Annotated in this window: 11 protein-coding genes; 9 read left to right on the top strand and 2 right to left on the bottom strand. The window is 68.8% G+C overall.

What is annotated here, in order from left to right; genetic code table 11:
• Positions 1-23 precede the first annotated feature (23 nt).
• The 7 genes from HWX03_RS20265 (at position 24) to HWX03_RS20235 (ending at position 8,252) form a co-directional block, all read left to right on the top strand.
• Positions 24-947, top strand: a complete 924-nt coding sequence (locus HWX03_RS20265; RefSeq protein WP_175872428.1) for a recombination-associated protein RdgC — start codon at positions 24-26, stop codon at positions 945-947.
• Positions 948-1,378: 431 nt separating this feature from the next.
• Positions 1,379-1,939, top strand: a complete 561-nt coding sequence (locus HWX03_RS20260) for a GNAT family N-acetyltransferase (RefSeq protein WP_175872427.1) — start codon at positions 1,379-1,381, stop codon at positions 1,937-1,939.
• A gap of 66 nt (positions 1,940-2,005) precedes the next feature.
• A complete protein-coding gene (locus tag HWX03_RS20255; RefSeq protein ID WP_175823859.1) occupies positions 2,006-2,959 on the top strand; it encodes an ABC transporter substrate-binding protein in 954 nt (317 codons plus the stop codon).
• A gap of 53 nt (positions 2,960-3,012) precedes the next feature.
• The gene (locus HWX03_RS20250) at positions 3,013-4,062 is read left to right on the top strand and encodes an LLM class flavin-dependent oxidoreductase (protein ID WP_175872426.1); all 1,050 of its coding nucleotides are present in this window, start codon (positions 3,013-3,015) and stop codon (positions 4,060-4,062) included.
• A 10-nt stretch (positions 4,063-4,072) separates the two neighbouring features.
• Positions 4,073-5,425, top strand: coding sequence for an LLM class flavin-dependent oxidoreductase (locus HWX03_RS20245; protein ID WP_175872425.1), 1,353 nt, complete (start codon positions 4,073-4,075; stop codon positions 5,423-5,425).
• 66 nt (positions 5,426-5,491) lie between these two features.
• Positions 5,492-7,285 (top strand): amino acid ABC transporter permease/ATP-binding protein, encoded by a 1,794-nt coding sequence (locus HWX03_RS37245; RefSeq protein WP_175872424.1) that lies wholly within the window; start codon positions 5,492-5,494, stop codon positions 7,283-7,285.
• A 34-nt stretch (positions 7,286-7,319) separates the two neighbouring features.
• A complete protein-coding gene (locus HWX03_RS20235; RefSeq protein WP_175872423.1) occupies positions 7,320-8,252 on the top strand; it encodes an ABC transporter substrate-binding protein in 933 nt (310 codons plus the stop codon).
• A gap of 75 nt (positions 8,253-8,327) precedes the next feature.
• Here HWX03_RS20235 and HWX03_RS20230 read toward each other — a convergent pair whose 3' ends face one another.
• The gene (locus HWX03_RS20230) at positions 8,328-9,422 is read right to left on the bottom strand and encodes an LLM class flavin-dependent oxidoreductase (protein ID WP_175823864.1); all 1,095 of its coding nucleotides are present in this window, start codon (positions 9,420-9,422) and stop codon (positions 8,328-8,330) included.
• Between the two features lie 61 nt (positions 9,423-9,483).
• Positions 9,484-10,452 (bottom strand): ABC transporter substrate-binding protein, encoded by a 969-nt coding sequence (locus HWX03_RS20225; protein WP_175872422.1) that lies wholly within the window; start codon positions 10,450-10,452, stop codon positions 9,484-9,486.
• Between the two features lie 298 nt (positions 10,453-10,750).
• Between HWX03_RS20225 and HWX03_RS20220 the strand changes: the two genes are divergently transcribed.
• Positions 10,751-11,668 carry an alpha/beta hydrolase gene (locus tag HWX03_RS20220; protein ID WP_175872421.1) on the top strand — a complete coding sequence of 306 codons (918 nt, stop codon included), beginning with the start codon at positions 10,751-10,753 and terminating at the stop codon, positions 11,666-11,668.
• On the top strand, positions 11,665-12,096 hold the full coding sequence (locus tag HWX03_RS20215; RefSeq protein ID WP_174386591.1) for a MarR family transcriptional regulator: 432 nt from the start codon (positions 11,665-11,667) through the stop codon (positions 12,094-12,096). The genes HWX03_RS20220 and HWX03_RS20215 overlap by 4 nt, the downstream gene beginning before the upstream one ends.
• The last annotated feature ends 363 nt before the right edge of the window (positions 12,097-12,459 follow it).

Here is a 12,459-nt window from a genome sequence, read left to right as displayed (position 1 = left end):
TGACGCGCTTTGCCCGTACGCCTATGTGGTTCAAGAACCTTCAGCTTCATCGTCTTCCGGCACCTTGGGCCGTTACCCCCGACCAGATGGAAAAATGGCTGGCGCCTCACGCGTTCCAGCCGGGCAGCAGCGTCGAAATGCAGCGCGCCGGATGGGCGTCGCCGCGTGACGACGGCGCGCTCGTGTATTCGATCAACCGGCAGATGCTGCTGCTGTTTCGTACCGAAAAGAAGCTGCTCCCGGCGTCGGTCGTCAATCAGGTGACCAAAGCGCGTGCGCTCGAAGTCGAAGAGCAGCAGGGCTTCAAGGTCGGCCGGAAACAACTGCGCGAACTCAAGGAACAGGTGACCGACGAACTGCTGCCGCGCGCGTTCAGCATTCGCCGCGATACCCGCGTGTGGATCGACACGGCGAACGGCTGGCTCGTCATCGATGCGGCTGCCCAGGCGCTTGCCGACGACGTTCGCAGCCTGCTCGTCAAATCGATCGACCAGTTGCCGCTCGCCGGCGTTCAGGTGACGCGTTCGCCGGTCGCCGCGATGACGGACTGGCTGCTGTCCGGCGACGCGCCGGGCGGATTCACCGTGGACCAGGACGCCGAGTTGCGCTCGAGCGGCGAAGGCGGCGCCACGGTGCGATACGTCGGCCACGCGCTTGAAGCGAACGACATGCGCCGGCACATCGAAGCCGGCAAGCAATGCATGCGCCTCGCGATGACCTGGGATGACCGGATCTCGTTCGTGCTGACACCGTCGCTGACGATCAAGCGTGTCACGCCGCTCGACGTGATCAAGGAGGCGGCGGATCCGACCGCGCAGAATGACGATGAACGCTTCGACTCAGATTTCACGCTGATGACGGGTGAACTGGCGCGGATGCTGACCAGTCTCGTCGAGATCCTGGGTGGCGAACAGCGCGACTCGATGCATCAGGCGGCAGCAGCCTGAACGCCGTCGTCGTCGCGGGTCATCGCCCCGCGACGGCGGGGCTTTGCGCCGACGCGACGATTCGAGGAGGACCGCCGCCACCATGGCGGCGGGTCGCGCCTGGCACTCGCCCCCTGCCGATCCGCGGCGGTCATCGACGTCGCCCACACTTCAAACGGACACGGCTCCCCGCCACGCCCGTTCGCCCTACCCCACTCCCCCTGCAAGCCTTCTTCCACCTCCCGCGAAATCCTTATCGAAATTGCTTCGTTCGCCTTTGCCGGCCGCGCCGCTAACGTGTTCAAAACGGCGGCGGCACGCCGGATGCATCGCACGAAGCACGACAGCCGCCGCCATCACGACAACTGCGTCGCGATAACGGAACAGACCGGACGGGCCGCGTGCCTGCACCCCGCCAGGAACGTCCGCATCGCGCGCCCTTCGCGATGCCCATGGCCACGAACGACCGCATCATCGACACGACGCCGCTCGACGTCCGCGCGCAGCCGCTGATCGACGCGCTGATCGACGAATATTCGACCCGTTACAACGCGTACCGCCCCGACAGCCGCGCGTCGGCCCGCGACGAACTCGCCCGCTACCCGGCCGAACTGTTCGCGCCGCCCGAAGGCGCATTCGTGCTGCTGCTGCGCGACGGCGAGACGATCGGCGGCGGCGCGTTCAAGCGCTACGACGCGCAGACCGCCGAACTGAAACGCATCTGGACACACACCGACCTGCGCCGCCAGGGCCTCGCGCGGCGCATCGTCGAAGCGCTCGAACTGCGCGCCGCGCAGCAGGGCTACCGCCGCCTCTACCTGACCACCGGCTTTCGCCAGCCCGAAGCGTGGGCGCTGTACGACCGCACCGGCTATACGCGGCTGTTCGATTCGTCGATCGATCCCGAAGCGTATTTCCACCTGCGTTTCGGCAAGGATCTCGTCGATCCGTCGCGCACGTCGACGCTGGCCGACCTGTGGGCGCCCGTGCCCGAACCGGTGCTGCCGCGCTGAGCGCACGGCGTCCCGCATTTCACGTCACCGATTCCGCTTTCCACGCTTCCACGACAGGACGTTTTCATGCATCGAGCCGTACCGCTTTCATCCCGTGCCGTGCGCACGCTGGCCACCGCGCTGATCGGCCTGAGCGCCTTCGCCGCCGTCACGGCCGCGTCCGCCGCGACGTTCGACCTGAGTCCCGAGCAGCGCGGCCGCCCGCGTGGCGCGGCCGATGCGGCGGTCGAGCGCGCGGTGCCCGCGTCGTTCAAGTTCGCCGATTCCGGCACGCTGACGATCGGCATCGCGCCGAGCCTGCCGCCGATCAGCTCGTATGCAACCGACGCACGCACGGTGATCGGCTTCGACGCCGACGTCGGCCAGCTCGTGTCCGACAGCCTCGGCCGCAAGCTGAAGATCGTCGCGCTCGCGTGGGCCGACTGGCCGCTGGCGCTCGAATCGGGGAAAGTCGACGCGGTGATCTCGAACGTGACCGTCACCGAGGAGCGCAAGCAGAAGTTCGATTTCTCGACCTATCGCAAGGATCAGGTCGGCTTCTACGTGCGCAACGACAGCAAGATCCAGGCGATCCGCGAGCCGAAGGACGTCGCGGGGCTGCGCATCGTGACCGACGCCGGCACCAACCAGGAAAAGATCCTGCTCGCCTGGGACCGCGAGAACGTCGCGCACGGGCTGAAACCCGTGCAGATCCAGTACTACGACGACCAGGCGATGCGCATCGTCGCCGTGCAGTCGGGCCGGGCGGACGCGGTGTTCAGCGTGAACTCGGTGCTCGCGTATCAAAGCGCGCAGCAAGGCAAGACGCGGCTCGTCGGCGCGATCAGCGGCGGCTGGCCGCGCACGGCCGACATCGCGATCGCGACGCGCCGCGGCAGCGGCCTCGCCGAGCCGCTGACCGTCGCGCTGAACGGACTGATCAAGAGCGGCCGCTACCAGCAGGTGCTCGACCGCTGGAACCTCGCGTCCGAAGCGATCGACCAGTCGCGCACGAATCCGCCCGGGCTGCCGAAGAGCTGAGCGCCGCGCGCCCGCAACCGTCCATCCACGCTCACGCAGGAACGCCGCTCACCATGTCTTATTCGCTTTCGTTGCTGGACAAGAGTCCGATCGCCGACGGCGCGACCGCCGCCGATGCGCTGCGCTTCACCACGACGCTCGCGCAACGCGCCGAACAGCTCGGCTACGCGCGCTTCTGGGTCGCCGAACATCACGGCACGCCCGGTTTCGCCAGCTCGGCGCCGGAGGTCGTCGTCGCGCACCTGCTCGCGCACACGTCGCGCATCCGCATCGGCTCGGGCGGCGTGATGCTGCAGCACTACAGCCCGTTCAAGGTGGCCGAGACGTTCAAGCTGCTGGCCGCGCTCGCGCCGGGCCGCGTCGACCTCGGCATCGGCAAGGCGCCCGGCGGGCTGCCGCTGACCACGCGCGCGCTGCAGTGGTTCCACGACAAGGCGCGCAAGCCCGATTTCGCGGGGCAGCTCGCGGAGCTCGACGCGTTCCTCGGCTGGGGCGTGGCCGAAGATCATCCGCTCGCCGGCGCGGTCGCGATGCCGGTGCCGCCGCAGTTGCCCGAACGCATCCTGCTCGGCGGCTCGCCGGACAGCGGCGCGCTCGCCGCGCGCCACGGCTGGCGCTTCTGCTACGCGGGCCATTTCAACGGCGACGACGCGAATCTCGAACGCTCGCTCGACGCCTACCGCCGCGCGGGCGGCCAGAAGCCGCTCGTCGCGCTGTACGCGGTCGCCGCGCCGACGCGCGACGCGGCCGAGCAACTGATCGGGCCGCTGAAGATCTTCAAGCTGCAGTTCGCGGGCGGCCAGAGCTTCAACCTCGCCAGCGCGCAGGCGGCCGCGGAATTCGCGCGGCAAAGCGGCGCGTCCGACTACCGGATCGACGAGCTGCGCCCGACGGTGCTGGCCGATACGCCCGAACGCGTGCACCGCGCGCTCGACGCGCTGAGCCGGCGGCTCGACGTCGATGCGTTCGTGATCGATTCGCCGGTGTCCGACTACGCGGCGCGGCTCGCGTCGGCCGAATGGCTCGGCGGCGCGCTGTCAACCACTCCGTTGCAGGCGGCCCTCGCGGCCGGCCGCTCCCTCTCCCCTGACCAGAACGCGTGACGCTCCCATCATGACGACCCGACGATCGATCCCCTTCGGCCTGATGCTGCAAGGCGCAGGCAGCCACATGAACGCGTGGCGGCATCCGAGCAACCCGCCCGACGCGAGCATCAACCTCGACTTCGCGATCGGCGTCGCGCGCAAGGCGGAAGCCGCCGGCATCGCGTTCGCGTTCGTCGCGGACGGCCTCTACATCAACGAGAAGTCGATCCCGCACTTCCTGAACCGCTTCGAGCCGCTGACCGTGCTGTCGGCGCTCGCGGTCGCGACGAAGAAGATCGGGCTCGCGGGCACGATCTCGACGTCGTACAGCGAGCCGTTCACGGTCGCGCGCCAGCTCGCGTCGCTCGACGCGATCAGCGGCGGGCGTGCAGGCTGGAACGTCGTGACGACGCCGCTCGAAGGCACCGCGAAGAATTACGGCAAGGCGCACCCGGATCACGAGCTGCGCTACGAGATCGCCGACGAATACCTCGAGGTCGTACAGGGCCTGTGGGACACCTGGGACGACGACGCATTCGTGCGCGACCGTGCGACCGGCCGCTTCTTCGATCGCGACAAGCTGCATACGCTCGATCATCACGGCCGCTTCTTCCAGGTCGCGGGCCCGCTGAACATCCAGCGCTCGCCGCAGGGGCAGCCGGTGATCTTCCAGGCCGGCTCGTCCGACACCGGGATCGGCCTCGCGGGCAAATACGCGGATGCCGTGTTCACGCATTCGCCGTCGATCGACGAAACGGCCGCATTTACGCAGCGCGTGAAACAGAGCGCGATCGAGCACGGGCGGCAGGCCGGCGACGTGAAGATCTTCCCCGGCGTGGGGCCGATCGTCGGCCGCACGGCCGCGGAAGCGGAGGACAAATATCAGGCGATCCGCGACCTGCTGACGATCGACGAGGCGCTCGCGTATCTCGGCCGCTATTTCGATCACCACGATTTCACGCAGTACGCGCTCGACGCACCGTTCCCGGAACTCGGCGAGCTCGGCCGCAACAGCTTCCGCTCGACCACCGACCGCATCAAGGCCGATGCGAAACAGAAAGGCCTGTCGCTGCGCGAGACGGCGCTGGCGGTCGCGACGCCGCGCCCGAACTTCATCGGCACGGCCGAGCACGTCGCCGACGAGCTGATCCGCTGGCACGACGCGGGCGCCGGCGACGGCTTCATCCTCGGTTTTCCGGTGCAGGCGCAGGGCGTCGACGATTTCATCGAACTCGTGATTCCGGTGCTCGAGGCGCGCGGCCGCTACAGCCGCGACCTGCCCGGCGCCACGCTGCGCGACCACCTCGGTCTGCCGCGCAAGGCGAGCCGCTACGCGACGCCCGGCTCCGCGCAAGAAGCGGCCGCCGAAGCGCACGCCTGACGCCACCGCGCCGCCCATGCACGGCGCGGCGCGCCCGCCGATCGATCGATTCGAGGAATCCACGACATGAGCGACACGACCCATCTCGGCGGCGCGCTGCCGCCGCTCTCTTCCCCCGGCGCACGCGAGCCCGGCACGCATGTGCGGATCGTGCCCGCGCGCCACCGGACGCGCACGGCCGGCAGCGTGCTCGCGCTCGTGCTGATCGCGATCACGCTGCATTCGATCCTCGGCAATCCGCAATGGGGCTGGCCGGTGTTCGCTGAATGGTTCCTGTCGCCGCCGGTGCTGTCGGGGCTCGCGCGCACGCTGGTGCTGACGCTGCTCGGCGCGGTGTTCGGCTTCGTGCTCGGCGCGTTCGTCGCGCTGGCCCGGCTGTCGCGTTCGCGCCTGCTGTCCGCCAGCGCGTGGATCTTCGTGTGGCTGTTCCGCTCGATTCCGCTGATCGTGCTGCTGCTGATCCTGAACAACCTCGGCTACCTGTACGAGCACGTGCGGCTCGGCGTGCCGTTCACCGACATCGTGTGGTTCGACACGCCGACCACCGACCTCATCAGCCCGTTCCTCGCGGCCGTGCTCGGCCTCACGCTGAACCATGCGGCGTTTTCCGCGGAGGTGATCCGAGGCGGCATTCTCGCGGTCGACCAGGGGCAACTCGAAGCCGCCGCCGCGCTCGGGCTGCCGCGCGGCCGGCAAACGTCGCGGATCGTGCTGCCGCAGGCGATGCGCGCGATCCTGCCGACCGCGTTCAACGACCTGATCACGCTCGCGAAAGGCACGTCGATGGTGTACGTGCTCGCGATGCCGGAGCTGTTCTACACGGTGCAGGTGATCTATCGCCGCAACCTCGAAGTGATTCCGCTGCTGATGGTCGCGACCGTCTGGTACCTGATCATCCTGACCGTGCTGTCCGCGATCCAGGTGCAGGTCGAGCGGCACTATGCACGCGGCGCGCTGCGCAATCCGCCGCCGTCGGTGGTCACGTTCGCGCTCGCGCGCATCGGCGGGCTGTGGCGGCGTGTCGCGTCGCGCCGTGCGGCATCGAGCGCGCAGGCCGCAGGCGACACCCGCACCGATACCGCGGCCGCCGTGTCGCGCACCGGCGGCGAAGTGGCCGTGCATGGCGTGTCGAAGCAGTTCGGCATGCAGCGCGTGCTCGACAACGTGTCGTTCGTCGCGCCGCGCGGCAGCGTGACCGTGATCGTCGGGCCGTCGGGCTCCGGCAAGTCGACGCTGCTGCGTACGATCAATCATCTCGAACGCGTCGACGACGGGTTCATCGACATCGACGGCGAGCTGATCGGCTATCGCCGCGACGGCGACGTGCTGCACGAATTGAACGAACGCGACGTGCTGAAGCGGCGCACGGCCGTCGGCATGGTGTTCCAGAACTTCAACCTGTTCCCGCACCTGACGGTGCTCGAGAACCTGGTCGAAGCGCCGGTCGCCGTCGCCGGCGTGACGCGCGACGCGGCCGAGCACACCGCGCGCACGCTGCTCGCGCGGGTCGGCCTCGCGGACAAGGCCGATGCGTATCCGCGCCAGTTGTCCGGCGGCCAGCAGCAACGCGTCGCGATCGCGCGGGCGCTCGCATTGCGGCCGAAGGTGCTGCTGTTCGACGAGCCGACGTCGGCGCTCGATCCCGAACTCGTCAACGAAGTGCTCGACGTGATCAAGGAGCTCGCGCGCTCGGGCACGACGCTCGTGATCGTCACGCACGAGATCGGCTTCGCACGCGAGGTGGCGGACAACGTGCTGTTCATGGAACGCGGGCGTATCGTCGAGGCCGGGCCGCCCGCCGCCGTGCTCGATGCGCCGTCGCATCCGCGCACCCGAGCGTTCCTGTCGCGGGTGCTGTGATGCGCGCCACTTCCCACCTGCGAGATGCCGCACGATGACCGATCGACGCCAGTTCATCACGGCCGCGCTGGTCGCGGCATCGGGCCTGCCGTGGCATGCGGCACGCGCGGCTGCCGCGACGGCCGATCTCGACCCGCGCCAGGCCGGCCGCCTGCGCGCCGGCCCCGACGACGCGGCCATCCGCGCGGCAAGCGGCTACCACTGGGTGCGCGACGGCGCGTTCACGGTCGCGATTTCGCCACACGCGCCGCCCGTATCGACCTATGCGACCGACGCGCGCACCGTGGTCGGCGCCGATCCCGACTATGCGCAATTGGTCGCCGACGCGCTCGGCCGCACGCTCGTGCTGCTTCCGATCGCCTGGGCCGACTGGCCGCTCGGGCTGACGTCCGGCAAGTACGACGCGGTGATTTCGAACGTCGGCGTGACCGAGAAGCGCAAGGAGAAATACGATTTCACGACCTACCGGCTCGGGCTGCACGGCTTCTACGTGCGCACCGGCAGCCCGATCGCGAAGATCGCGGAGCCGAAGGACATCGCGGGTTTGCGGATCATCACCGGCGCCGGCACGAGCCAGGAGCGCATCCTGCTCGAATGGAGCAAGCGCAACGTCGCGCAGGGGCTGAAGCCGGCCGAGCTGCTCTATTTCGACGACGATGCAACGGCGCGCGTCGCGCTGCTGTCGGGCCGGGCCGATGCGGAGCTGAACCCGAACGCGTCGCTCGCGTACGAGGCCGCGCGCAGCGGCAAGATCCGCCGCGTCGGTGTCGTCAATGCGGGCTGGCCGGCGAATGCGGATGTCGCGATCGCGACGCGTCGCGGCAGCGGGCTCGCGCCCGCGCTGACGCTCGCGACCAACGCGCTGATCGGCAACGGCCGCTACGGGCAGGCGCTGGCGCGCTGGGGCTTGCAGAGCGAGGCGATCGCGCGGGCGGAGACCAATCCGCCGGGGTTGCCGTCGTTCTGAGCGTTTCGTTCAAAACAATCGCCCCGGCATGCCGTGACGGCAATGCCGGGGCGTGTCAACTTGCGGCTGGTTCGCCTACGCCGGCACCGCCGCCTGATATCGGTCGAGTTCCGCGATATGCGCATGAATCGCCGGGATCAGTTCACGCCCGTAGGCCAGCGCATCGTCGAGCGGATCGAAACCGCGAATCAGGAACGTCGATACGCCGAGCCGGTAATACGCGCCCAGCGCCCGCGCGACCTGCTCGGGCGTGCCGACGAGCGCGGTCGAATTCCAGCGTGCGCCGGTCAGGTTCGCGACGCCCATCCACAGCCGCTCGTCGAGCACGTCGCCCTGCGCGGCGGCCGCCATCAGCCGCTGCGAGCCGGCATTCTGCGGCGCATGACCGGCGATCGGCTGGCCGTTCGCGAGCCGCGCCGCGCGCACGCGCTCGCGGATCGCCTCGGCCTTCTCCCACGCGGCCGCCTCGGTATCGGCGACGATCGGGCGGAACGACACGCTGATGCGCGGCGCGCGCCCGAACGGCGCGGCAGCGGCCCGCACGCGCGCGATCTGCTCGCGCACCGCATCGAGCGGCTCGCCCCACGTCATGTAGACATCCGCATGTTCGCCCGCGACCGCGAGTGCGGCCGGCGACGAGCCGCCGAAATAGATCGGCACATGCGGCCGCTGAGCGCCCTTCACGACCGGCGACGCGCCGCGCAGCCGATAGAACGCGCCGTCGTGATCGACCGGCGCATCGGCCAGCCAGATCCGTTTGAGCACGTCGAGATATTCGCCGGTGCGGCGGTAGCGGGCATCGTGCGGCACGAAATCGCCGTCGCGCTGCAGGTCCGCATCGTCGCCGCCGGACACCACGTTCAGCGCCAGCCTTCCGCCGCTGAACACGTCGAGCGTCGATATCTGCCGCGCGGCGGCCGACGGCACGATCACGCCCGGCCGGTGCGCGAGCAGCAGGCGGATGCGTTCGGTCGCGGCGGCCGCGAACGACGCGACGATGAAGCCGTCCGCCGCGTTGCTGAAATGGCCGACCAGGATCTGGTCGAAGCCGGCCGTCTCGTGCGCCTGCGCGAAGCGGCGCACGTAGTCGGGCTGGACGGCCGCGCCGCCTGGTACGTCGACCTCCGCGCCGGGTGTCGCGGTGATCATGCCGATGATGTCGACTGGCATGTCGGGATGTCCTTGGATGTATCGATCGGGAATCGCGGAAATCGTAAAGCGTGCCGCACGGTCACTGCGCGGCGGCCGTCTTCTGCGCGGGCACCGCGAACGCGCCCGCATACGAGCGATCGAGCAGCTTCGACGTGTCGTACGCGGTCGGAATCACGCCGGACTTGTGCAGGAAGTCGGCCGTGTTCTGTGCATCCTTCGCGGCCGTCTCGTCGACCGGGCCGACGCGCTGCTTGGCATTGTTGAGCCAGCGATACGCGACGTCGGGTTCGAGATTCGCGCGCTTCGCCCACAGGTCCGCGTACTCGCGCGGATGGCTGTCGACCCACTGGCGCGCCACCACCACGCGTCGCAGGAAATCGGTGATCTCGGGCCGCTTGCCCGAGGCGGCCTGCTCGTTCGCGGCGACGAAGCTCAGCGCAGGCATCAGCCCCTGCGCGGTTGTCACGGGTCGCGCGCCCTGCCGCAATGCGAGCGTGCTGACGAACGGCTCCCACAGCGATACGGCATCGACCGAGCCGTTCGCGAGCGCGTTGGTCGCGTCGATCGGCATCAGGTACGCGTACTTCACCGAATCGGCGCGCAGGCCCGCGTGTTCGAGCGCGCGCAGCACGAGCTGCTGGCTCCATGCGCCGCGCCATACCGCGATGGTCTTGCCCTGCAGGTCGGCCACGGTGCGCACCGGCGAGCGCTTGGGCACGAGGATCGCGACGCCGTCGAGGCTCTGCCGCGACACCGCGACGACCTTGACCGGTGCGCCGCGCGCGGCCAGCGTGAGCAGCGCGGAATCGCCGAGGAAGCCGATGTCGATCGCGTTGCCGTTCAGGCTTTCGGCCACCGGCGCGGCGGCCTGGAAGTGCTTCCACTCGATCGTGTAAGGCAGGTCCTTCAGCACGCCGGACGCCTCCATCGACGCCTGGATGTTGAAGTAGTTCTGTTCACCGACGCGCAGCGTGACGGTGTCCTTGGCGATGCCCGGCTGCGCGGCAAGCGCCAGCAAGAGCGCCGTGACGATTCGGCTCAGCAACATGATCTCCCGGAAGGTTCGCGGGCAGCCGCGCGACGGCGGCGCCCTGTTGTCCGCCGTGCGAAATCGCCGGCGCAACGGATGGAACCGGAGAAGATACGTCGATCCACTTCATGACACAAACGCAATATTCTTCTATGCAAAGATGCAAATGTTTTATGAATCACTCGCCCATGCCCGACGCTCGCCGCCAGCCGTCGCCGGATGAATTTCGAACGATTCCTCGATAGATATTTCGTGCACGAAATAAATCCCGGACTATATTTCGCATACGAAATAACTGCCTGGAGCGAGGACGGCCATGACCTCCCAACCCATCGAGTTTTCCGCCGCCGACGGCTATGTGCTGCACGGCACGCTGTGGTCGCCGGACGCGACGCCGCGCGCGCTGGTCCTGATCCATCCGGCGACGGCCGTGCCCGAGCGGCTGTATGCGGGCTTCGCGCGCTTCCTGACCGAGCGCGGTTTCGCGGCGCTGACCTACGACTATCGCGGCATCGGCGCGTCGCGGCCCGCGCGGCTGGGCGCGCTGCAGGCTCGCATGCGCGACTGGATGGAGCTCGACGTGGGCGCCGCGACCGCGTGGGCCCGGCACGCGCATGAAGGGCTGCCGCTGCTCGCGGTTGGCCATAGCGTCGGCGGACACGCGATCGGGCTGTCGGGCGCGACGACGCATCTGCGCGCGGCCGTGCTGGTCGCCGCGCATGCGGGCAGCACGCGGCTGATCGCGCAGGCGGCCGAACGCCTGAAGGTGCGGCTGATCCTGCGCGTGCTCGGCCCGCTGATGTCCGCGCTGCTCGGCTACGTGCCCGGCAAGCGGCTCGGGCTCGGCGAGGATCTGCCGGCCGGCGTGTTCCGCGAATGGAGCCGCTGGACGACGCTGCCGCATTACTTCTTCGACGATCCGACACTCGGCGCGGCCGAGCGCTTCTCGAAGCAGCAGTTGCCGATCCTCGCGCTCGGCTTCGACGACGATCCGTGGGCGAACCCGGCCGCGATCGGCCTGCTGGTAAGCTACCTGACCCGCGCGAAAGTCGAACGCCGTCAGATCGATCCGCGCGCGGCGGGCAGCGGCCCGGTCGGGCACATGGGCTTCTTTCGCAGCCGGCCCGGCAGCGTGCTGTGGCCCGACGTCGCCGACTGGCTCGCGCAGGCGCTCGACACGCCGCGCACCGCGGGCCGTCCCTCCCTTTCCATTGCAGCCGGGAACCCAGCTTGAGCGAAGACCGACGACTGTTTTTCATGTTGAACATCGGCCAGCGGCGCGTGCAGCGCTGGATCGACCGCAAGGCCGAAACCGACACGCGCGCGAGCGCCGCGCAGGCCGGCGTGCTGTTCTGTCTCGCGAAGCAGGACGGCGCGCTGATCGGCGAAGTCGGCGCCGCATTGCAGCTCGCGCCGTCCGCGATGACGGGGCTCGCCGACCGGATGGCGAAAGCCGGCCTCATCACGCGTCATGCCGATTCGGACGACGGCCGCGCGACGCGGCTGTACCTGACCGACGCAGGCCACGCGGCACTCAAGCGCGCGCGCGTGCTGCTGCGCGAACTCAACGGCAAGCTGTGCGACGGGTTTTCCGACGACGAACTCGAGGTCGTCGCGCGCTGGCTGCACGCGTTGCAGGAGCGGTTTCCGGCGGAGCGCTGAGCAGCGCTTCACGCGTACGCGATCGGTGCGCGCCGGCATCAATCGCAAGCGATTGCGATTCGCGTTTTCGATTCGATTTTCATGCTGCCGCAACGGCAAATCTTGCATGCCGGCCACCGGCTTCCGGCAACGCTTTCCGGCTACGTCCTGTTACAAAAAACCGTCTGTCGCGCGGCATTCGAATCGCCTACATTGCAATCCACTTCGACACATTCGCCGCATGCCCGGACCGGCTTTCCCGTCGGGTCGACATCGCAGACACACCCGACGAGCAATGAAAACGAAGAGGCGTCTTAACCGAAGCGCTGGCGGCATCCAGCGCACGCGGATGGCGATGACCGAAGCGGCATGCTGAACGGCACG

The sequence above is a fragment of the Burkholderia sp. BCC0397 genome (assembly GCF_902832865.1).
Classification (GTDB): domain Bacteria; phylum Pseudomonadota; class Gammaproteobacteria; order Burkholderiales; family Burkholderiaceae; genus Burkholderia.
This window is presented reverse-complemented; position numbering and strand designations above follow the sequence as displayed.

Excerpts from the sequence above, each read along its gene's own strand:
- HWX03_RS20245 (WP_175872425.1), top strand. The coding sequence starts at position 4,073 with ATGACGACCCGACGATCGATCCCCTTCGGCCTGATGCTGCAAGGCGCA.
- HWX03_RS20250 (WP_175872426.1), top strand. The coding sequence starts at position 3,013 with ATGTCTTATTCGCTTTCGTTGCTGGACAAGAGTCCGATCGCCGACGGC.
- HWX03_RS20260 (WP_175872427.1), top strand. The coding sequence starts at position 1,379 with ATGGCCACGAACGACCGCATCATCGACACGACGCCGCTCGACGTCCGC.
- HWX03_RS37245 (WP_175872424.1), top strand. The coding sequence starts at position 5,492 with ATGAGCGACACGACCCATCTCGGCGGCGCGCTGCCGCCGCTCTCTTCC.
- HWX03_RS20265 (WP_175872428.1), top strand. The coding sequence starts at position 24 with ATGTGGTTCAAGAACCTTCAGCTTCATCGTCTTCCGGCACCTTGGGCC.
- HWX03_RS20230 (WP_175823864.1), bottom strand. The coding sequence starts at position 9,422 with ATGCCAGTCGACATCATCGGCATGATCACCGCGACACCCGGCGCGGAG.
- HWX03_RS20225 (WP_175872422.1), bottom strand. The coding sequence starts at position 10,452 with ATGTTGCTGAGCCGAATCGTCACGGCGCTCTTGCTGGCGCTTGCCGCG.
- HWX03_RS20235 (WP_175872423.1), top strand. The coding sequence starts at position 7,320 with ATGACCGATCGACGCCAGTTCATCACGGCCGCGCTGGTCGCGGCATCG.
- HWX03_RS20220 (WP_175872421.1), top strand. The coding sequence starts at position 10,751 with ATGACCTCCCAACCCATCGAGTTTTCCGCCGCCGACGGCTATGTGCTG.
- HWX03_RS20255 (WP_175823859.1), top strand. The coding sequence starts at position 2,006 with ATGCATCGAGCCGTACCGCTTTCATCCCGTGCCGTGCGCACGCTGGCC.